Below are 20,120 nucleotides of genomic sequence, written 5' to 3'. Positions count from 1 at the left end.
TCACGATTCCTTCTTTAAATTCAATTGCATTTCAACCGTTTCGTACGGTGTTTCCTCAGGCCTTAGCACCTGACATTGCGCATCGGTCAACTCCTGAAAACCAAACTTTTCATAAATATGATAAGCAACCGCATTGCGTACTTGAACAGTTAACACCAATTGCGTCAGTTGACTATAGGTTTCGCCCCAATCTACCAAATCGGCTAATAACGCTTGTGCTAACCCATAGCCTTGATAATCTGCCAAAATAGCTAAGCCAATCTCAGCCATTCCAGGATAATCAACTAACTCTACCGCAGTTGCAATCCCATATAAATGATCTTGATTATCAGCCACCACTAACATCAAATTATTACGAGTTGCTTGCATCATTTCAATATTTTGGGCTTGGCTCAACTCATCAACTTTGGCCACATCTTGCGCAATGCAAAATGTATCGGATTCTTCTGATAAACGCTTTAATAATTCTAATATTCGTCCACTATCGGCACCAGTAGCCAGTCTAATTCCTAGTTCCATCATCAATTCCTAACTGGTCTAACACGTGCTGTGAATGAGGCCCGGTTGCTGAAAGCTCAATTTGTCTTTGTTGCTCTGTGGCATCCCCTGCAATTCGTGATAAATCAATCACTAACACATCATCAGGCAAATCATCTGTAATAAATTCTGACCACTCAACTAAGGCAACGCTATCTGGATTAAAGTATTCCGATAGCCCAAGATCTTCAGCACCACCTTCTTCACCTAGTCGATAGACGTCCAGATGATACAACATAAAAGCTGGGGTTTGATACTCACGAACTAGTGTAAATGTTGGACTCTTAACCGGGCGCTTAATGCCCAATTCCCGTGCAAAACCTTGCGTAAAAGTTGTTTTGCCCGCACCTAAATCACCATTGAGCAAAATTGTCGTTCCTGGGGTAATCACTCGTGCCAAAGCTTGGGCTAAATTTTGGGTCTCCTCGACCGAATTACTATTTATTATCATAACGTTAAGTATATCATTTTTTCGATAAATACAAAAAACTAGCGCCACCACCTAGTGATGCACTAGTTTCAAAATCAAATTAATCAAGCGCTTGTGCTGCTGTAATAATAGCAACCTTATAAACGTCTTCTTCATTGGCACCACGTGACAAGTCAGAAATTGGCTTAGCGAGTCCCTGCAAAACAGGTCCAATCGCTTCAAAGCCACCTAAACGTTGTGCAATCTTATAGCCGATATTTCCTGATTGCAAATCAGGGAAAACAAAGACGTTAGCACGCCCAGCGACTGGTGAATCAGGTGCCTTAGAGGCAGCCACTGAATCAACAAAAGCCGCATCAAATTGAAGTTCCCCATCAATCGCCAAATCTGGCGCAATTTCTTTAGCAGTTTGCGTTGCTTGAACAACCTTATCAACTTGTTCAGCTTTAGCAGAACCCTTAGTTGAAAAACTAAGCATCGCTACCTTAGGATCAATGCCAAATACCTTAGCTGTTTCAGCTGATTGAACAGCCACTTCGGCCATGGTTTGCGCATCTAAATCGATGTTAATCGCACAATCAGCGAATACATAACGTTCCTCACCGCGTTGCATGACAAATGCACCTGAAATTCGTGATGAGCCTGGCTTAGTCTTAATAATTTGTAGGGCTGGACGGACTGTATCACCCGTTGGATGTGTCGCCCCAGAAACCATCCCATCTGCTAGTCCCAAATAAACGAGCATCGTTCCAAAATAATTAACATCTTTAAGCCACTTAGCAGCAGTAATTGCATCGGTCTTACCGTTGCGGCGCTCAACTAAGGCATCAATCATTTCATCCCAAGAATCAGCATCATAGCTTTCAGGGTCAATGACACGAACTAGTTGTAAATCTACCCCGTTCTTTTGGGCAACCTCTTCGATGCTAGCTTGATCACCAAGCAAAATTGGCTCTACCAAAGCTTCTTGTGCTAGACGCGCAGCAGCACCTTGAATCCGTGGGTCATTACCTTCTGGAAAGACAATCCGCTTTCCTTGACCTTTAATTGACTGTGATAATTGTTCAAAAAGTTCCATCTTGGCCTCCAAAATGTGTTTCATCTCTTAATTCACTGATTCTATTATCTCACATTTACGATTAATTATGCCACTGCTTTTAAGATTGGTTGCCATTTACCCAATCAATTGGCTGACGACCGGCTGAAAGCAAAAACTGATTGGTTTGACTAAACGGCTTTGATCCAAAAAAGCCACGATAAGCAGACAAAGGACTAGGATGAGGTGCTTTTAAAATCAAATTATTTGGGCCTTGAATCAAGTTAGCTTTTTTCTGGGCTGGTTTACCCCAAAGCACAAACACAACTGCCTCTGATTTAGCAGCTACCAAACGAATCACTTCATCCGTAAAGGGCTCCCAAATTAGTCCGGCATGTCCATTAGATTGACCAGCCGGCACTGTCAAAACTGTGTTTAGCAGCAACACGCCTTGCTTCGCCCATGGATGTAAATCCCCATTTGCGGGATGGCCTTGCTGTAAATCATCTTGTAATTCTTGGTAAATATTTCGTAATGACGGTGGCAATGGAAAATCAGCTGGCACTGAAAAACTTAGGCCTTGTGCCTGACCAGGTTTGATGTAAGGATCTTGCCCGAGTAACACTACCTTAGTTTGCGCTAAACTCGTCTGCTCCAAGGCTGCAAAAACATGATCCCGAGATGGATAGACCGTTTCTTGTGCATAAACTTGGGTTAAAAAATTAGTAATTTGTTCAAAGTATTGATTAGGCAAAGCCCGTACTAAAGGTTCCGCCCAATCCGTATCAAAAAAGTCCGCCATTGCTAGTTCCAATCCTTCCAAAATTCCTTTTAATTACCTTTATCGTGCCGAATATCTTTATAATAGTCAAACTTAAGTTTGTAAATCATTTTTATACAAAAAAGGCTCCTTAAAGGAGCCCATTGTTAACGCTTCATCGCTCGTTGTAAATCGCGTTCTTGATCACGACGCTTGAGCGTTTCACGTTTGTCATAATTATGTTTTCCAGTTGCCACACCAATCAATACCTTCGCAAAACCGCGTTTAAGGTAAACTTTCAACGGTACAACTGTTTTACCCTTTTGAGAAACCTGAGCCTCAAGTTGGCGAATTTGTTGCTTGTGTAAGAGCAAGCGCCTTGACCGCAATGGTTCATGGTTAAATTGATTACCTTGTTCAAAAGGACTAATGTTAACATTCTCTAACCAAGCTTGTCCTTGACGCATTTGCACAAAGCCATCCGCAATGGTAATTTTACCAGCTCGAATTGATTTGATTTCGGTTCCCGTCAATTCAATGCCGGCTTCCATAGTCTCTTCAATATTGTAATCATGACGCGCTTTTCGATTAGTCGCTAAAGCATCATCTGTTACTTTTTTCTTCTTGGGCATCTTCATCCCTCCACTTTAGTAAAATTTACTTATGTTGAGAACGTTGGCCGCCTTGTCCCTGTCCACGCTTAGGTGCCCGATGGTCATTTGGCTTGGCGCCGTTTTGATGTTTTTGGCCTTGGCGCGCCCGATTATGTTGCGTATTTTTCTTATAATCTTTATTGCCACCCTTTTGGTTACCATGAGCCCCGCGGCGATCATCTGCGACCTTTATATCAGTCTTTGGTGCCGCTTCTGGGTCAACCAAAATAAAGTCAAGTGCGCTGTGTTCCTTATCAACCCGAATCAACTTCACACGAACTGGTTGACCAATTTGATAAATATGATGGAAACGTCGACCTATTAGGGCCATATGTGATTCATCATAAACATAATAATCATCCGTCAAATTAGATGTATGAATTAACCCTTCAACTGTGTTCTCAAGTGAAACGAACATACCAAACTTGAGTACACCATTAACAACGGCATCAAACTCTTGACCAACCTTGTCTTCCATGTACTCAGCCTTCTTCATGGCATCAGTATCACGTTCAGTATCAACCGCCCGACGTTCCCGAACAGACGTATCTTCGGCAATCACTGGTAAATCATCACGATACTTTGCTTGCGCATCTTCACCCAAACCAGCCTTTTCATACCACTTAATTAAACGGTGGACTGTTAAGTCTGGGTAACGCCGGATTGGAGATGTAAAGTGAGTATAGTAATCCGCACCAATTCCGAAGTGCCCCAATGGTTGATCAGAATACTTGGCTTGTTGCATTGAACGCAACATCATCGTTGAAACCATTTGTTCTTCGGGTTTACCGACAAAGTAACTATGAATTTGTTGGAAATCAGAAGGCTTAACGTGTTCAGGGTCGGCCTTAACTGGACATCCGAGCGCTTTAACAAAGTCAAAGAACTTCTCTACACGGTCCTTTTCAGGTGCTTCATGGACACGATATAAGAAAGGCACTTTGGCCAAATCATAATGCATCGCCACCGTTTCATTCGCTGCTAACATAAATGATTCAATCATTCGTTCTGATATACCACGTTCGCGTAATTCAATGTCTGTTGGCTTACCTTGAGCATCAACAATAATTTTAGCTTCAGGGGCATCAAATTCAATTGCACCACGCTCTTGCCGCTTTTCAGCCAATGCATTATGCAACAATTGCATATCTTCGAACATTGGAACTAATTCACGATAATTTTCACGTGTTTCTTCATCCCCGTCTAAAATTTCATTAACTGCTTTATAAGTCATCCGTGCATGTGAACGCATCACTGAGCGATGAAGCCGATGGTTAACGAGTTCACCCTTTGGTGTGAATTCCATTTCCGCTGACATAGCCAAACGTTCAACTCCTTCATTCAAAGAAGCAATCCCATTTGAAATATTACGTGGCAACATTGGAATCACCCGGTCAGTTAAGTAAACTGATGTACCACGCTTGTAAGCTTCTTGATCTAAAGGAGAACCTTCTGGAACATAATGCGACACATCCGCAATATGCACACCCAAATGGAAATTACCATTATCCATCCGCCAAACCGTCACCGCATCATCCAAGTCCTTTGACTCAATGGCATCGATAGTTACTAATGGTTGGTCTGTAATATCTTCACGGCCTTCACGTTCTTCGTCCAAAACATGATCTGGAATTGCTTCAGCTTGTTCCAAAACATCTTTAGGGAACACGTGTGGCACATCATGATTATAGACAATTTGTAAAATATCGACGCCTGGTTCGTCCTTATAACCAATCTTCTCAACAATGGTTCCCGTCATTTGCTTTGGCTTTTCAGGAGTTGGATATTGATCAATTGTTGCGACCACAACTTCGCCATCCGAAGCAGTTTGTCCACCTTCTTTGACCAAGAACTCGTATGTTGAAAACTTTTTATCTGTTAACACAATTTGACCAATATAGCCGGCATATTCTGAGCCAAGTTTGAATTCGCCAACCATTTGCTCACGCGCCCGGTTCATAATTTCAACAACTTGACCTTCAGGGCCACGGCTACCAGCCCCATCGCCCTTATTTAAGATTTTGACACGAACTTGGTCCCCTTGGAGCGCCAACATCGTGTTATCAGGGTTCACGAAGATATCATCTTCATTTTCGTCATAACGAATAAAACCAAAGCCACGTTCATTAGCTCTAAACTCGCCAATGCTACCTTCCTTTTGGGCATTATATTGGAATTCGCCTTGATCGTTCACACGAACTTTTTCATCGCGTTCAAGTGCTGCTAAAGCCTGTACGACTTTGGTAAACGCGTTATCGCCAGGTAAATGCAGTCCATCCGCCAAAGTTTGTGCGGAAAAAGCCTGGCTTGGATTTGCCTTTAAAAATCCATATAACTGGCTTTGTAAATTGTTTTCTGCCATCTAAAATCTCTCTTCTCTTTTAATCATTTTTGTCCATATTCGAATAAAGACCCCCCGCTACAAAACACGAGAGGTCTTTATGTTAATCGGTTTAGTGTGATGATAGGTAAACTAATGCCAAACCTAAAATAAACCAAATTGCACCCAAAATTCCAGTGATTCGTTGCATCACTGCTTCGAATCCACGTGCCTTTTGCGTTGCAAACAAATCACCTGCGCCACCAGATAGTGCTGATAAAGCATCTTGTTGCTTTGATGGTTGCATCAAAACCGCGATAATAATCAACAAACCAACAATAATCATTGCAATCAACAACATATTATACATACTTGGCGCCTCCGTTCTGAATTACTTTTATTTGATAAATATACTTTACTAGAATATCATAACTTACCTAATAACTCAAATTCGGGCCACAAAAAAAGATGATGGAAAAACGAATCCCCCATCACCTTTAATCTTATTGATTTAATTAGCCAACATAGTTGGTAACTGCTTCGCGAGCAGCCTTATCAATGTTGTAGAAGCTGTTAATTCCCTTGAATTGGGCAACATCTTCACCCAACAAATCTTCGATACGCATCAATTGGTTGTACTTAGCGATACGGTCAGTACGTGACATTGATCCAGTCTTGATTTGTCCAGCGTTGGTTGCAACAACCAAATCAGAAATTGTTGTGTCTTCAGTTTCACCTGAACGGTGTGAAACGATAGCTGTGTAACCAGCTTCCTTAGCCATTTCGATGGCGTCCATTGTTTCAGTCAAAGTACCAATTTGGTTAACCTTGATCAAAATAGCGTTGGCAGCACCCATCTCAATACCCTTCTTCAAGTATTGTGTGTTAGTTACGAAGAAGTCATCACCAACGATTTGGACACGGTTACCCAAACGGTTTGTCAACTTAACCCATGCATCCCATTCGTTTTCATCCAAAGGATCTTCAACAGAGATGATTGGGTACTTGTTAATCAAAGCTTCCAAGTAGTCGATGAATTCATCAGTTGTGTATTCCTTCTTGTCAGGTTCTCCTGCTAAGACATAAACACCACGATCTGCATCATAGAATTCTGATGAAGCAACGTCAAAGGCAATCGCAATATCCTTACCTGGCTTGTAACCAGCCTTTTCAATCGCCTTCAACAAGAATTCGAAAGGCTCTGAGTTTGACTTGAAGTCAGGAGCAAATCCACCTTCGTCACCAACAGCAGTTGAGTGACCAGCTTCCTTAAGCAAAGCTTGCAAAGCATGGAAAGTTTCTGATCCCATACGTACAGCTTCAGCAATTGACTTAGCCCCAACAGGCATAATCATAAATTCTTGGAAATCAACATCGTTGCTTGCGTGTGCACCACCATTAATAACGTTCATCATTGGTGTTGGCAAAACCTTCGCATTGAATCCACCAAGGTAGTTGTACAAAGGTGTTTCCAATTCATCAGCAGCAGCACGTGCAGCGGCAATTGAAACACCCAAGACAGCGTTAGCACCCAACTTACCCTTGTTTGGAGTACCATCCAAAGCAATCATAGCATTGTCCAAGGCAACTTGGTCAGTTACTTCCATGCCGCGTAGTTCGTTAGCAATGGTCTTGTTAACATTTTCCACAGCCTTCAAAGTTCCCTTACCACCGAAACGGTTCTTGTCACCGTCACGCAATTCAACGGCTTCGTGTTCACCAGTAGAAGCACCTGAAGGAACGATACCACGACCAAATCCACCTAGTTCAGTATAAACTTCAACTTCAACAGTAGGATTTCCACGTGAATCCAACACTTCGCGAGCGTAAATATCAGTAATTGCAGACATTGTTGTTCTCCTTGTTCTTAACGAAAATTAATTAGAACCCATTTAGTTCTGTACGTTTCTAATTGTAACATATATCACTAACTATGCACACGGCTTTTACTGGGGAACTATTTGGTTTTTTTAGCTTGATGCGCCAACTTGACCAATTCAATAAAATTATCCGGATCCAAAGCTGAATTACCAACCAAAACCCCATCAATATCTCTCTGACGCATGATGGCATATGCGTTTTCTGGCTTTACTGATCCACCATACAAAATCCGCAATTGTTCAGCAACCTTAGCGTCAAACATATCAGACACGGTCTCACGAATCATGTACAAATCTTTTTGAGCTTGTTCTGGTCCCATTGCCATACCACTACCAATCGCTTGAGTGGGTTCATATGCCAAGACGACTGACTGCATTTGATCTTTTGAGACCCCTTTTAGCGCCTCAATCACTTGGTTAACAATCCAATGCATATGCGCATTATTTGATTCCGTTTGAACGGTTTCATCTAGTGCAATAATCGGCTTCAACCCATTACGTAAAGCAGCTAAAGCTTTTAAATTCACCATTTCATCTGTTTCACGGAAATAATTGCGGCGTTCAGAATGGCCGATGATCACATATTGCACGCCCAAATTAGCCACAACTTTAGGACTAGTTTCTCCGGTATAGGCGCCCTCTTCTTTCCAGTAAACATTTTCAGCACCAATTTCGATGGTTGTATCCTCAGCTGCATCAACCATACTTTGCAACAATACATCCTGGCCAGCTAAAATCGGCTCTACATCCGGGTAACTTGCCACAGCTTTGGCAGCAGTTTGAATATATGCAATTGCTTCGTTGGGCTGTTTATTCATTTTCCAATTTGCCATGACAATTGGTCGCCGTTCCATATTTCCACCTCGTCGTTATTAATACCATTATTATAGCATTTTCAGCATCATTATTATGTACAAAAAAACTACCACGTCATCAGGCGGGTAGCTTTTTTAATTATTTTACTTCTGGTACTTCTTGCTTAACAAGCTTAACAACGTCTTCGCTTGTTTCTGCATCAATCGCCTTTTCAGCCAAACCTTCAAGATCCTTGGCATTCAAGTGGCTCATCAATGAACGTGTTGACAAGACAGACGTTGCTGACATTGAGAACTCGTCCAAGCCCATTCCCATCAAGATAGGAACCGCAATTGGGTCCCCTGCCATCTCACCACACATTGCGGCAATTTTACCGTACTTGTGTGCTGACTTAATGACAAAGTTAACCAAGCGCAAGATTGATGGATTGTATGGTTGATACAAGTATGACACCTTATCATTTCCACGATCAGCCGCCATTGAATAACCAATCAAGTCGTTGGTTCCGATTGAGAAGAAGTCAACTTCTTGTGCAAACTTATCAGCTAACACAGCTGCTGCTGGAACTTCAATCATAATACCAAGTTTGATATTATCACCAATCTTAACACCCTCATCAACCAACTTTTGCTTTTCTTCGTTGAAAATATCACGTGCAGCACGGAACTCATTCAAAGTGGCAACCATTGGGAACATAATCCAAAGGTTTCCGTATGCTGAAGCACGAATCAATGCACGAAGTTGTGTCCGGAAAATATCAGTCCGATCCAATGACAAACGCACAGCTCGGTACCCCAAGAAAGGATTCTCTTCTTCAGGTAATGGTAAGTATGGCAACTTCTTATCACCACCAATGTCCATTGTCCGAATTGTCACGTTTTCATCAGGTCCAACACCTTCAAGCACTTGCTTGTAGGCTTCGAATTGTTCTTCTTCAGATGGCAATTCTTGTGAATCCATGTAAAGGAACTCTGTCCGGTAAAGGCCAACACCTTCAGCACCGTTCTCAAGCACACCATCCAAGTCCTTAGGCGTTCCAATATTGGCTGCCAAAGTGAAGTGTTGTCCATCAGCTGAAAGTGTCTTTTCATCCTTCAACTTAGCCCACTCAGCTTTTTGGTCGGCATAATCATTCGCCTTTTGTTGGTAGGTGCTGATTTCATCATCACTAGGATTTTGAAGCACAACCCCATCAAGACCATCCAAGACCAACATATCACCATCCGCAATATCTGCTGTCGCTGTCTCAGTTCCAACGATTGCTGGAATTTCAAGCGTACGAGCCATAATTGCGGCATGGGCCGTCCGACCACCGATATCTGTGATAAAGCCCTTAACATACTTACGATCAAGTTGGGCCGTATCTGATGGTGTCATATCGTGAGCAACGATAATCACTTCTTCATCAATCAAGGCTGGGTTTGGCAAAGTCTTATTCAACAAATGACTCAAAACACGCTTTGTTACGTCACGAATGTCAGCAGCACGTTCTGCCATGTAGGCATTAGAATCTGCCATACCTTCAAACATCGTAATGTACATGTCTGACACTTGCTTCAAAGCAGTTTCAGCATTAACACTATCATTTTCAATGGCTTGTTCGATAGCTCCAGTAAATTCTGGATCAGCAAGCACCATGATGTGCGCGTTGAAAACTTCAGCCGCTTCTTCGCCCATTGTTTCAACGGCCTTATCGTGAATCTTTTCTAAATCTGCCTTTGACGCTGAAAAGGCCGCCTCAAGACGGCCTTTTTCAGCTTGAACATCATCAATTGTTCGTGTATCAAATGACAAATCAGGATCCTCTAGCTTATATGCTTTTGCAATGGCAACACCATTTGATGCTGCAATTCCCTTGATTTCCTTTGTCATGTCCATTTCCCTTTTTGAGTTCAACTAATTGGTTCTGTTAGGTGTACCGTTACCACTTTTGACTAAAAAATTACTTAGTCAAACCTTCAGCTTCCATTGTTTCTGAAATTGCATCAAGTGCAGCACTTGCATCGTCACCTTCGGCTGAAATTGTAACATCAGCACCTTGACCAACACCTAGTGACATAACACCCATGATTGACTTCAAGTTAACATCCTTACCTTGGTAAGAAAGTGTAATGTCTGAAGTGAACTTTGATGCAGTTTGAACCAACAAAGTTGCTGGACGTGCGTGGATACCTGCTTCGGCTACAATGTGAAATTCGCGTGATTCCATGATTAAATATCTCCTCTTAATTCAAATAATTACTTTTTTAGCTAAGCACCGTGGCTTTTACCCTAGCGCTTTACAAATTTTATTTTATCAGCTTGCAAACTCAATGGCAAGCGCTTACATAATAAAACTACATTTCTGATTCAGGACGCTTACGATACACCACTTCACCACCGTGATGTGCCTCCCCAACAATCGCATTTTGATATGGATAATCGCGCCATGTTTCAAAAAATTGTGGAAAATCTTTGGCTTGGAGCACAAATTCTTCTCGCTCACCTTGTCGCAATTCTTCTAAAATCTGATTATAATCAACTTCACTATTCGGCATGATCTTTCAAACTTTCATTGTATGCATAAGCGTTTTGTCCGGCAATTGCGGCATCACCAACAGCTGTCGTGATTTGTCGCAATTGCTTTTGACGTACATCACCAACGGCAAACAAGCCAGGTTGGCTAGTTTCCATTTGTTCGTTAGTCTTAATCCAGCCCAAATCATCAGTAACCCCTAAATCGGCTACTGCATCAGACACTGGCAATAAACCAATATAGATAAATACTCCAGCGGTCGCATGTTCAGTCGTTTCACCTGTTTGGGTATTTTTTAGCGTAACTGATTCGACCTTAGTACCGTCTCCGTTAATGCTTTCAACTTCGTTGTCCCAAATAAAATCAATATTATCAGTTGCAAAGGCTCGCTTTTGTAGAATTGGTTGTGCCTTCAATTGGTCATGCCGGTGAACCACCGTAACATGATCCACAATTCCAGCTAAGTAAACAGCTTCTTCGATGGCAGAATCTCCACCACCAACAACCACCACTTCTTGATTTTTAAAGAAAGCCCCATCACATACTGCACAGTATGAAACACCACGGCCAGCATAATCTAGCTCGCCTGGTGCGCCCAACTTCTTATACTCTGAACCAGTTGCGACAATCACTGAATTTGCTTGATAATCATTCATATCTGTAACGACATGCCATGTTTCATCAGCATTTCTCTCAATGTGCTGTACAGTACCAAATTGATATTCAGCGCCAAATTGAGTAGAAGAAGCATACATTTTTTCCGATAAATCAGCTCCCAAAATTGAATTATAACCAGGATAATTTTCAACTTCGGCCGTATTGTTCATCTGACCACCGTAAATACCACGGTCTAACATAACAACTGAAAGATTAGCACGTGAGGCATATGTTGCAGCCGTCATCCCACCAGGACCAGCCCCGATAATTACAACATCAAATTGTTCAGTCATTTACTTTCCTCCTCGTTCTAAGGTGTTTTCACTATCTTACCACTAAATCATAAACGCGCCTATGCTTACTAGCGGTTTATCTACTTACTAATTGTAAGACATATTTGTTGTTTTGACAAATAAAAAAAGCACCCTACGGTGCCTTTTTTATCTTAGTCTAATCCCTTAGCCAAGTCTTTAATATATGCTTTCAAAGCTGCCCCAGTTTGAGGGTGCTTCAAACCAAATTCAATGTTGGTTTCCAAGAAACCAATCTTTGACCCAACATCATAACGATTACCCTTAAATTCATGGGCATCAACTTTTTGACGTTGATTCAAACTATCAATCGCATCAGTCAATTGAATTTCGTTACCCTTACCAGGTTGTGTTTGCTCTAGTTCTTCAAAAATTTCAGGCGTTAGCAAATAACGTCCAATAATCGCAAGATCAGAAGGTGCTTCGTCTGGATTTGGCTTTTCAACGAAGTTTGAAACGCGGTACAAACCGTCTGAAACTTCCTTCTCAGGATTGATGACACCATATTCAGAAACATTTTCATGCGGTACCTTCATCACAGCTAATGTTGAATCGCCAGTTTCTTCATAACGATCAATTAGTTGCTTTGTCAAAGGCACTTCATCTTGCATTAGGTCATCACCCAACAATACGACGAATGGTTCATCACCAATAAATGCCTTACCAGTCAAGACCGCGTCACCAAGGCCACGTGGATGTGACTGACGAATGAAATACAAATTAATATCAGTCGTCTCTTCAACTAACTTAAGCAAGTCATCCTTACCCTTTTCGCGTAAGTTATTTTCTAATTCAGGATTTGAATCAAAATGATCTTCAATTGAACGCTTTGACTTTCCATCAACAATCAAGATTTCTTCGATACCAGAAGCCAAAGCCTCCTCGATGATAAACTGAATAGTTGGCTTATCAACAATTGGTAACATTTCCTTTGCTAATGCCTTAGTTGCTGGCAAAAAGCGTGTTCCTAACCCCGCCGCTGGAATAATGGCCTTACGTACTTTTTTCGTCATCACTTCTATTTCCCTTCTTGCTTTACTGGTCGACTCATCAAATCATGAATAGCCGCCTTAATATCCAACCCATCATATATTACATGATAAATTGCTTCTGTAATAGGTATTGTAACATTTTTTTGCTGTGCAATCTCGTATGCAACCTTAGTTGTTGAAATTCCTTCAATCACCATCCCCATGTTTTGGACGACTTCTTCTAAGGTTTTCCCTTCACCCAATTGCTTTCCTGCTCGGAAGTTTCGTGAATGAATCGAAGTTGCTGTAACAAACAAATCTCCAACCCCCGACAAGCCCATAAATGTTAAGGGGTTGGCTCCAAAGGCTTGTCCCAAACGACTAATTTCTGCCAAGCCACGTGTGAACAACGCCGCTTTGGCATTAGCATCATAACCCAAACCATCTAGAGCACCAGCAGCAATAGCAATCACATTTTTCAAAGCTGCTCCAACTTCTGCTCCGACCACATCTGAACCCGTATAAACACGGAAATCATCATTGGTAAAGGCTGCTTGCACTTTTTCCGCGACAGCCAAATTTTCACTGACAGCCGTAACTAAAGTTGGATCATGCTTAACCACGCCTTCCGCATGTGAAGGACCCGCAATCACTGCAAGGCCTTCTAGATATTGGTCTGGTACTTCTTCATCTAACATCTCAGAAACACGCTTATAGGTCCCTGGCTCCAGACCCTTAGTAGCACCAACCAAAATAATTTTTTGATTATCAAAATCGGCCAATGTTTCAGCCAATTGCTTAGCGACAATTCGCGTTGCCTGTGTTGGTACAACGCTCAACACGATTTGTGCATCCTTGACCGCATCTGCCATATCTCCAGTTGCGACAATGCCTTCTGGCAGTGGGTTATCACCTAAATATTTTTGGTTTAAATGGGTTGCATTAATTTCTTCAGCTTGCGCTGGCTTATGCGTCCATAGTGCTACTTCATGCTGATTATCAGCCGCCACTGTCGCAAGTGCGGTTCCCCATGAACCAGCCCCTAATACTGCAATTTTCATTGGTTTATTTCCCCATTCTTAATTGTTTTCATGTTCAGAATTTTCTTCAATCAGATGATTTAGATTATTATTAAAGGTTTCCGTTGCATCAAAGCCCATCTTCTTAGCTCGGAAATTCTTAGCTGCTGTTTCAATCAGCACGGCTAAGTTTCGACCAGTCTGAACAGGCAAGACAAAACGCGGTAAATCAACACCTTGAATCCGTGTTACTTCTTCGCCATTGCCCAAACGATCAACCTTTTGGTCATCTTGCCACTTGGCCAAATGTAGGTTAAAAGCAATTGTGGCATGTGAACGCACTGCTCCGGCTCCAAATAAATTCAAAACATCAATAATGCCGACACCACGTAGCTCCATTAAATTACGTAAGATAACAGGTGGTTCCCCCACTAAGCGTTCTTCATCTTGGGCATACACATCAACACGATCATCAGCAATCAAGCGGTGTCCCCGTTGAACTAATTCTAACGCTGTTTCGGACTTTCCAACCCCAGAATCACCAGTGATAAGCACCCCTAGCCCATAAATATCAACCAAAACACCATGAACTGATTGACGTTCAGCTAATTGACCACTCAAAAAGTAGGTCATATTCGACAAAATCTTTGAAGATGTTAATTCTGTTGACAAAACTGGAATTTTTTCTTCCTTGGCAACCTGCATAAATTCTGGAGGTAATTGTCGCCCTGTTGATACAACAAAAACTGGTGTCTCTGGTCGCATCATTTTACGGGCAACCATCATCAGTTCATCATGTGACATGCGTGAAGCAAATGATGTCTCCGTAATTCCCATCAACTGGATTCGCTCGGGTGCATAATAATTAAAATAGCCGGTCATTTCTAAACCGGGGCGAGAAATATCTTCAGTTACGATTGGGCGATCGAGATAATCGCCACCACTCACAACTTCTAGATGTGTATTGTTCAGCAAATCCTGAACAGTGATTTTTTTGCCCATTTTGTGTCCCTCAATTTGTGATCTAATTAGGTCGATTGAAATAATTTGAAATAATCACATTTACCAATGACATAATAATTGAAACTAACAGCGTCCAACCAAAGCCATAGAAATGAAAGCCACTGCCGATAATACTTGACGTCAACCAAAGCACGGCGGCATTCACCACAAATCCAAACAATCCAAACGTTAGAATCGTTAGTGGTAATGCCAACAATTGCAAAACTGGTCGCACCAAAGCATTCAGACAACCAAGAATCAAAGCCGCCAATAGCGCCGTCCAGACTGAGCTGACATACATCCCTTGTGGCAATAAACCAGCCAAGGCTAAAAATGTGACCGTATTAATCAACAAGCGTTGAAAAAAGCCGAATTCATGCATAGTATAAACTTTCATGCATAACCCTCCAGTTCTCTTTCTCTATTATACCAAGCTTTTATAACTAAGCAAAAAATATACTCTAGCTATACAAAAAACGCCGATCACATGATCGACGTTTTCCGTTTGGCAATGTTAGGAAAGACCTGTCCTAACGCAGGTGATGGTTACCCATCAGTCAACGTACACCAGTTATTACTAACCGTTAGTCATGTGCAGATCAACGCGTTCCACAACACGTATAATCACCTACCAGCAATGCGGCTGTTAACGTAGGCCGTTTGTAAAAATCTTCCAAATGAAGATTCTCTCGACTCATCGCATAAAATTATTGTATCACAAACCCATCCTAGAAACAAACAACATTTTTCAAGCTCATTTAAATTTTAAGTGAGCCCTGTTACTTTTCAAAAAAGATGTTATTATAGTTATTAATGATGTTTTATTAAATACAAATGAGACTTTTGTTAATCAAAAACTAAGCGAGGTCAGGCATATGAAAATTATTGGTAACACCTTGGAAAACATCCACAAATTCCGCCATGAGAACATCCGTGATAAGCGCTCCGGTTTACTTCCTACGAAAAAGGCATTAGTTAAAAATCCCTACGCTAGGTTGAGCTTACTATACTTAGACACCAACGACACTTACTATTTAGTAGATGCCTCAAGTGCGATTGCCAATTCTTTGCGTTACCAAGATGGTGCCGTTGAAATTAGCGCGTGGACCGCAACCGATATCGTCGGACTCAAACAAAGTTATGCCCAATCTGGTTTTGACAACTATTTTCAAATGCTAGTCCAAAATACAGCGGAAGCTTACGATAATGAAAAACACCAGGATCAATAATAAAAAAAGGCTTCGGTAAACTTACCGAAACCTTTTTTATTATTATCTAATTCGACATTTTAAATTCTAAGAAATAATCATTATAACGCTCTGTTAAGTTAGGACCTAAATTCTCGTAAGGTTCCAAACGATTAAGTGTTTTTTGGTCTGGGTACCAAGCTCGGTCTTGCGTGATATGCTTAGGCAAACGCGCTTTGGCTTGTTTATTAGGCGTTGCATATCCGACATATTCAGCATTTTTTGCAGCAATATCAGGCCGGCTCATGTAATTAATAAAAGCATACGCTGCCTGCTCATTTTTTACGGTTTTCGGAATCACCAAATTATCAAACCAAATATTTCCACCATCATTTGGTACAACATAATGCAAATGCTTATTTTGATCCAACATTTCGGCCGCATCTCCAGAATAATCTACTGCCAAAGCAGCTTCATTTTGGGCCATATACGTTTTAATTTCATCCGCAACAATTGCTTTCACATTTGGCATCAAAGTAATGAGCTTTCCCCGGGCTGCGGCCAGCGAAGGTTCATCAGTTGTATTAACTGATTTTCCCATCGAAGCTAATGTCATCCCCATGATATCTCGTGCTGAGTCGATTAGCATAATTTGTTGCTTATACTTTGGATTCCACAAATCATTCCAACTCTTTATCGACCCTGGTTTAACATACAAATCATTGTAAACAATCCCCAGCGTGCCCCAAAAATAAGGTACTGAATAACGATTATGTGGGTCGAATGGCTCATTTAAGAAGCGCTGATCATAGTTTTTAAAACCAGTTAACTTCTGGTGATCCAATGGTTTTAATAAATGCTCTTGGCGCATTTTTTGCACCATGTAATCTGAAGGCACCGCTAAATCATAGTGGGTCCCACCTTGCTTAATTTTGGTGTACATCGCTTCATTTGAATCAAAGGTTTCATAATCCACTTGATACCCAGTGTCTTTTTGAAAACTTTTAATGATACTTGGATCGATGTAATCCCCCCAATTATAGATGGTAAGTTTTTTTTGTTTACCAGCCGTCGGCTTAGCTGCTACTGACTGTTTTTCAAGATGCTCACACCATGTCTTAAAGCCAAAGAGTAATAACACTGCACATAAGATACTAAGGGTTAGTTTCATTAATTTTCGCATATCACTTCCCCCCCTTAGAACTTCCAACTTGCTTTTGCTTGATTTGGCGCATCGTTAACACATAATACACTAAGACCAACGCCAAAGAAATCAAAAACATCACTGTTGAGAGCGCATTAATTGACAAATCAATCCCTTGTCGTGCTCGCGAATAAATTTCAACAGACAAAGTTGAAAAGCCATTTCCAGTCACGAAAAAGGTTACCGCAAAATCATCTAATGAATATGTGATTGCCATGAAAAAACCAGCCAAGACGCCCGGCCAAATATAAGGCAAAACAACACGACTTAATACTTGACGTTGATTAGCACCCAAATCACGGGCTGCATCTACCAAGGCGGGATTCATTTCGTTCAAGCGTGGTAACACCATTAACACCACAATCGGAATTGAAAAAGCAATGTGCGCCAGCAAAACTGACATAAAGCCTAGTCGCAGACCGACAATTGTAAATAGAATCAAAAAACTAGCCCCGATAATGACATCCGGCGAAACAATTAAAATATTGTTCAACGAAAGCACCATATTTTTCAAGCCTTTATGTTTAAGGCCATGAATCCCAATCGCACCAAATGTTCCAACCAACGTTGCCACTAATGATGACAGCAAGGCAATAATAAATGTATTGGCTAGAATCTCAAGAATGCGGTAATCACTAAATAAATCTTGATAGTGCCGCAATGAAAAACCAGAGAAGTGATTCATATAATCACCCGCATTAAATGAATAAAACACCAAATATAAAATAGGTAAGTACATCAATAAAAAGACCACAGCTAGGTAGACGTAAGATAATTTAAAATGCTTCATCTCACTTACCTCCTTGCTTGCGATCGCGGGTTAGATACATCGTAATAACCATGGCGACAATTAGCACAATGCCAATTGTCGCCCCCATTCCCCAATTTTGGGTCACTAAGAAGTGCTCTTCAATGGCTGTTCCCAAAGTAATCACTCGGTTTCCACCAATCAAACGGGTAATCATGAATAATGACAACGTTGGAATAAATACTGCTTGAATTCCTGCTCGGACCCCATTCATCGACAATGGAATAACAACTTTGCGCATTGTTTGCGCTTGAGTGGCCCCCAAATCGCGCGCTGCGTTAATTAAACTTTGATCGATTTCCACCAATGAATTAAAAATTGGCATAATCATAAACGGAATTTCGATATAGGCGGCTACGGTAATAAAGGCCGTATTGGTAAACATCAATTGTTGTGGCCCAATGCCAATAAAAGTCAAAAAGTCATTAACCGTACCTTGCTTAGCAAACAAACCAATAAAGGCATACGCCTTTAGTAACAAATTTACCCAGGTTGGCAAAATAACCAACAACAGCCAAAATTGTGCATGCTTTAAGCGACTCATAATAAAAGCCATTGGATAACTAATGAGTAACGTAATCAAGGTGACCACAATGGCGAAAAAAACTGAATTGAATGTCATTCTTAAATACGTTCCAGATTCAAAGAAACTGCGATAATTTCCCAATGTAAATTGCCCATTAATGTTTTTAAATGACTCAAACAATAACAATAGCACCGGTAAAATGACAAACAAAATGATCCAAGCATAATAAAGTACCGTAAAGGCATTTGTATTTTGTTTACGCATCCTTTAACTCTCCTCATCGTATTGCTCTAAACGGGCGTCAAAGGCAGCTTCGCTCTCATTAAGCCGCATGATATGAATATCCTCAGGATCAAAATACATTCCATAACGCTTGCCAATTTCAGCTTGATTGGTCGCCTGAATTTGCCAATGGTTGTTATCATCATCATGCGCAGTAATTTCATAATAATCCCCACGGAAGGACTCTGTATCAATTGTCACAACCAGTTTACCCTCATCAATTGGAACCAAATCCAAGTCTTCTGGTCGCAAAACAACTTCTACTGGCTCATTTGGCCGCATCCCACCATCAACATTTTCAAAATCTTTGCCCGCAAAAGAAACCAAGTAGTCTTTACGCATCACGCCCGGAACAATATTTGACTCACCAATAAATTCGGCGACAAAATGATTAATCGGCTCATCATAAATATCTACCGGCGTGCCATTTTGCAAAATCTTGCCATCATTCATCACAAAAATCCAGTCAGACATCGCCAACGCTTCTTCTTGATCATGCGTCACAAAAACAAACGTAATCCCTAACCGTTGCTGAATGGCTCGAAGTTCATACTGCATTGTTTTACGTAGTTTATAATCTAAAGCTGATAAAGGCTCATCTAACAACAGTACTTCAGGTTCATTCGCCAAAGCACGCGCAATCGCCACACGTTGCTGTTGCCCTCCTGATAGCTCTGAAATTTCACGGTCTTCATAACCAGATAATTTAACTAAATCAAGCATTTCGGCTACTTTTGCTTTCATTTCAGTTTTACTTTTCCCTTTTAGAGCCATCCCAAAGGATACATTCTCCGCAACATTCATATTAGGAAATAGTGCGTAATTTTGGAAAACAGTATTAATTCGTCGACGCTCTGGAGGTACATCATTGATGCGTTCACCATTAAATAATATATCGCCACCTGTTGGTGTTAAAAAGCCCGCCATCAAACGTAAAATCGTGGTTTTCCCTGACCCAGATGACCCCAGTAACGTATAAAATTTACCTTGTTCGATTTCTAAATCAATCGACTTCAATACTTCAGTTTCCCCGTATTGCATTGCCACATTTTTAAATTCAATAATTGGTTGTGCCATGCTGCCCTACCCCTCGCTTTCTTTTCACGGATTAAATTATACAAAAAATAAAATGGGATAGATATGCTTAGCTGGTCCGTGAAATATAATTTTTAAAATTCCGAAACAATGGCACAATAAAACCCCTGC

General features: G+C 41.1%; 22 protein-coding genes. 1 reads left to right on the top strand and 21 read right to left on the bottom strand.

All coding sequences use genetic code 11. The annotated features are described in order from the left end of the window. The 17 genes from JOC36_RS07890 to JOC36_RS07810 all read right to left on the bottom strand — a co-directional run bounded on the left by JOC36_RS07890 (window position 1) and on the right by JOC36_RS07810 (window position 15,304). Window positions 1-519 carry a GNAT family N-acetyltransferase gene (locus tag JOC36_RS07890; protein WP_205145947.1) on the bottom strand — a complete coding sequence of 173 codons (519 nt, stop codon included), beginning with the start codon at window positions 517-519 and terminating at the stop codon, window positions 1-3. After that, complete coding sequence (gene tsaE, locus JOC36_RS07885) at window positions 503-988, bottom strand: tRNA (adenosine(37)-N6)-threonylcarbamoyltransferase complex ATPase subunit type 1 TsaE (RefSeq protein ID WP_205145946.1); 486 nt, start codon at window positions 986-988, stop codon at window positions 503-505. The genes JOC36_RS07890 and tsaE overlap by 17 nt, the downstream gene beginning before the upstream one ends. Window positions 989-1,067: 79 nt before the next feature. After that, entirely contained in the window at window positions 1,068-2,045 is a 978-nt protein-coding gene (gene pta, locus JOC36_RS07880; protein WP_205145945.1) for a phosphate acetyltransferase, read from the bottom strand. Window positions 2,046-2,124: 79 nt separating this feature from the next. After that, window positions 2,125-2,805: a uracil-DNA glycosylase gene (locus JOC36_RS07875; RefSeq protein WP_205145944.1), complete on the bottom strand. Its 681-nt coding sequence runs from the start codon at window positions 2,803-2,805 to the stop codon at window positions 2,125-2,127. A 125-nt stretch (window positions 2,806-2,930) separates the two neighbouring features. Further along, a complete protein-coding gene (gene smpB / locus JOC36_RS07870; RefSeq protein ID WP_205145943.1) occupies window positions 2,931-3,395 on the bottom strand; it encodes an SsrA-binding protein SmpB in 465 nt (154 codons plus the stop codon). Between the two features lie 25 nt (window positions 3,396-3,420). Next, window positions 3,421-5,778, bottom strand: coding sequence for a ribonuclease R (gene rnr, locus JOC36_RS07865; RefSeq protein ID WP_205145942.1), 2,358 nt, complete (start codon window positions 5,776-5,778; stop codon window positions 3,421-3,423). A gap of 91 nt (window positions 5,779-5,869) precedes the next feature. Beyond that, window positions 5,870-6,106 (bottom strand): preprotein translocase subunit SecG, encoded by a 237-nt coding sequence (secG, locus tag JOC36_RS07860; protein ID WP_205145941.1) that lies wholly within the window; start codon window positions 6,104-6,106, stop codon window positions 5,870-5,872. Between the two features lie 145 nt (window positions 6,107-6,251). Next, complete coding sequence (eno, locus tag JOC36_RS07855) at window positions 6,252-7,586, bottom strand: phosphopyruvate hydratase (protein ID WP_205145940.1); 1,335 nt, start codon at window positions 7,584-7,586, stop codon at window positions 6,252-6,254. A gap of 107 nt (window positions 7,587-7,693) precedes the next feature. Next, a complete protein-coding gene (tpiA, locus tag JOC36_RS07850) occupies window positions 7,694-8,470 on the bottom strand; it encodes a triose-phosphate isomerase (RefSeq protein WP_205145939.1) in 777 nt (258 codons plus the stop codon). Window positions 8,471-8,570: 100 nt separating this feature from the next. Beyond that, complete coding sequence (ptsP, locus tag JOC36_RS07845) at window positions 8,571-10,304, bottom strand: phosphoenolpyruvate--protein phosphotransferase (protein WP_205145938.1); 1,734 nt, start codon at window positions 10,302-10,304, stop codon at window positions 8,571-8,573. Window positions 10,305-10,374: 70 nt separating this feature from the next. Continuing rightward, window positions 10,375-10,641 (bottom strand): phosphocarrier protein HPr, encoded by a 267-nt coding sequence (locus JOC36_RS07840; RefSeq protein WP_205145937.1) that lies wholly within the window; start codon window positions 10,639-10,641, stop codon window positions 10,375-10,377. A gap of 127 nt (window positions 10,642-10,768) precedes the next feature. Next, the gene (locus JOC36_RS07835) at window positions 10,769-10,969 is read right to left on the bottom strand and encodes a hypothetical protein (RefSeq protein ID WP_205145936.1); all 201 of its coding nucleotides are present in this window, start codon (window positions 10,967-10,969) and stop codon (window positions 10,769-10,771) included. Further along, window positions 10,959-11,897: a thioredoxin-disulfide reductase gene (gene trxB, locus JOC36_RS07830; RefSeq protein ID WP_205145935.1), complete on the bottom strand. Its 939-nt coding sequence runs from the start codon at window positions 11,895-11,897 to the stop codon at window positions 10,959-10,961. The genes JOC36_RS07835 and trxB overlap by 11 nt, the downstream gene beginning before the upstream one ends. A 152-nt stretch (window positions 11,898-12,049) precedes the next feature. Further along, window positions 12,050-12,928, bottom strand: coding sequence for a UTP--glucose-1-phosphate uridylyltransferase GalU (gene galU, locus JOC36_RS07825; protein ID WP_205145934.1), 879 nt, complete (start codon window positions 12,926-12,928; stop codon window positions 12,050-12,052). A gap of 5 nt (window positions 12,929-12,933) precedes the next feature. Further along, a complete protein-coding gene (locus JOC36_RS07820) occupies window positions 12,934-13,947 on the bottom strand; it encodes an NAD(P)H-dependent glycerol-3-phosphate dehydrogenase (protein WP_205145933.1) in 1,014 nt (337 codons plus the stop codon). Window positions 13,948-13,965: 18 nt separating this feature from the next. Next, window positions 13,966-14,907, bottom strand: a complete 942-nt coding sequence (gene hprK, locus JOC36_RS07815; RefSeq protein ID WP_205145932.1) for an HPr(Ser) kinase/phosphatase — start codon at window positions 14,905-14,907, stop codon at window positions 13,966-13,968. Window positions 14,908-14,929: 22 nt separating this feature from the next. Then, window positions 14,930-15,304, bottom strand: a complete 375-nt coding sequence (locus tag JOC36_RS07810; protein ID WP_205145931.1) for a phage holin family protein — start codon at window positions 15,302-15,304, stop codon at window positions 14,930-14,932. Between the two features lie 478 nt (window positions 15,305-15,782). Between JOC36_RS07810 and JOC36_RS07805 the strand changes: the two genes are divergently transcribed. After that, a complete protein-coding gene (locus JOC36_RS07805; protein WP_205145930.1) occupies window positions 15,783-16,136 on the top strand; it encodes a hypothetical protein in 354 nt (117 codons plus the stop codon). 46 nt (window positions 16,137-16,182) lie between these two features. Here the strand turns inward: JOC36_RS07805 and JOC36_RS07800 are convergent, their stop codons facing one another. Genes JOC36_RS07800 through JOC36_RS07785 form a run of 4 tightly spaced genes read right to left on the bottom strand, consistent with a single transcriptional unit; the run spans window position 16,183 to window position 19,991 of the window. Beyond that, window positions 16,183-17,277, bottom strand: coding sequence for an ABC transporter substrate-binding protein (locus JOC36_RS07800; protein ID WP_205145929.1), 1,095 nt, complete (start codon window positions 17,275-17,277; stop codon window positions 16,183-16,185). 1 nt (window position 17,278) lies between these two features. Further along, on the bottom strand, window positions 17,279-18,088 hold the full coding sequence (locus JOC36_RS07795) for an ABC transporter permease (protein ID WP_205145928.1): 810 nt from the start codon (window positions 18,086-18,088) through the stop codon (window positions 17,279-17,281). 1 nt (window position 18,089) lies between these two features. Beyond that, the gene (locus JOC36_RS07790) at window positions 18,090-18,896 is read right to left on the bottom strand and encodes an ABC transporter permease (protein ID WP_205145927.1); all 807 of its coding nucleotides are present in this window, start codon (window positions 18,894-18,896) and stop codon (window positions 18,090-18,092) included. Window positions 18,897-18,899: 3 nt separating this feature from the next. Beyond that, a complete protein-coding gene (locus tag JOC36_RS07785; RefSeq protein ID WP_205145926.1) occupies window positions 18,900-19,991 on the bottom strand; it encodes an ABC transporter ATP-binding protein in 1,092 nt (363 codons plus the stop codon). Window positions 19,992-20,120: the final 129 nt, after the last annotated feature.

Origin of the sequence: Weissella uvarum, assembly GCF_016908785.1 — a bacterium.
Lineage (GTDB): Bacteria > Bacillota > Bacilli > Lactobacillales > Lactobacillaceae > Weissella > Weissella uvarum.
This window is presented reverse-complemented; position numbering and strand designations above follow the sequence as displayed.

What these genes read in the sequence shown, in the direction of transcription:
- tpiA (WP_205145939.1), bottom strand. Translation starts at nt 8,470, where the DNA reads ATGGAACGGCGACCAATTGTCATGGCAAATTGGAAAATGAATAAACAG.
- hprK (WP_205145932.1), bottom strand. Translation starts at nt 14,907, where the DNA reads ATGGGCAAAAAAATCACTGTTCAGGATTTGCTGAACAATACACATCTA.
- pta (WP_205145945.1), bottom strand. Translation starts at nt 2,045, where the DNA reads ATGGAACTTTTTGAACAATTATCACAGTCAATTAAAGGTCAAGGAAAG.
- JOC36_RS07805 (WP_205145930.1), top strand. Translation starts at nt 15,783, where the DNA reads ATGAAAATTATTGGTAACACCTTGGAAAACATCCACAAATTCCGCCAT.
- ptsP (WP_205145938.1), bottom strand. Translation starts at nt 10,304, where the DNA reads ATGACAAAGGAAATCAAGGGAATTGCAGCATCAAATGGTGTTGCCATT.
- JOC36_RS07795 (WP_205145928.1), bottom strand. Translation starts at nt 18,088, where the DNA reads ATGAAGCATTTTAAATTATCTTACGTCTACCTAGCTGTGGTCTTTTTA.
- JOC36_RS07890 (WP_205145947.1), bottom strand. Translation starts at nt 519, where the DNA reads ATGGAACTAGGAATTAGACTGGCTACTGGTGCCGATAGTGGACGAATA.
- smpB (WP_205145943.1), bottom strand. Translation starts at nt 3,395, where the DNA reads ATGCCCAAGAAGAAAAAAGTAACAGATGATGCTTTAGCGACTAATCGA.
- galU (WP_205145934.1), bottom strand. Translation starts at nt 12,928, where the DNA reads ATGACGAAAAAAGTACGTAAGGCCATTATTCCAGCGGCGGGGTTAGGA.
- secG (WP_205145941.1), bottom strand. Translation starts at nt 6,106, where the DNA reads ATGTATAATATGTTGTTGATTGCAATGATTATTGTTGGTTTGTTGATT.
- JOC36_RS07835 (WP_205145936.1), bottom strand. Translation starts at nt 10,969, where the DNA reads ATGCCGAATAGTGAAGTTGATTATAATCAGATTTTAGAAGAATTGCGA.
- JOC36_RS07810 (WP_205145931.1), bottom strand. Translation starts at nt 15,304, where the DNA reads ATGAAAGTTTATACTATGCATGAATTCGGCTTTTTTCAACGCTTGTTG.
- tsaE (WP_205145946.1), bottom strand. Translation starts at nt 988, where the DNA reads ATGATAATAAATAGTAATTCGGTCGAGGAGACCCAAAATTTAGCCCAA.
- JOC36_RS07820 (WP_205145933.1), bottom strand. Translation starts at nt 13,947, where the DNA reads ATGAAAATTGCAGTATTAGGGGCTGGTTCATGGGGAACCGCACTTGCG.
- JOC36_RS07785 (WP_205145926.1), bottom strand. Translation starts at nt 19,991, where the DNA reads ATGGCACAACCAATTATTGAATTTAAAAATGTGGCAATGCAATACGGG.
- rnr (WP_205145942.1), bottom strand. Translation starts at nt 5,778, where the DNA reads ATGGCAGAAAACAATTTACAAAGCCAGTTATATGGATTTTTAAAGGCA.
- JOC36_RS07790 (WP_205145927.1), bottom strand. Translation starts at nt 18,896, where the DNA reads ATGCGTAAACAAAATACAAATGCCTTTACGGTACTTTATTATGCTTGG.
- JOC36_RS07875 (WP_205145944.1), bottom strand. Translation starts at nt 2,805, where the DNA reads ATGGCGGACTTTTTTGATACGGATTGGGCGGAACCTTTAGTACGGGCT.
- eno (WP_205145940.1), bottom strand. Translation starts at nt 7,586, where the DNA reads ATGTCTGCAATTACTGATATTTACGCTCGCGAAGTGTTGGATTCACGT.
- JOC36_RS07840 (WP_205145937.1), bottom strand. Translation starts at nt 10,641, where the DNA reads ATGGAATCACGCGAATTTCACATTGTAGCCGAAGCAGGTATCCACGCA.
- trxB (WP_205145935.1), bottom strand. Translation starts at nt 11,897, where the DNA reads ATGACTGAACAATTTGATGTTGTAATTATCGGGGCTGGTCCTGGTGGG.
- JOC36_RS07800 (WP_205145929.1), bottom strand. Translation starts at nt 17,277, where the DNA reads ATGCGAAAATTAATGAAACTAACCCTTAGTATCTTATGTGCAGTGTTA.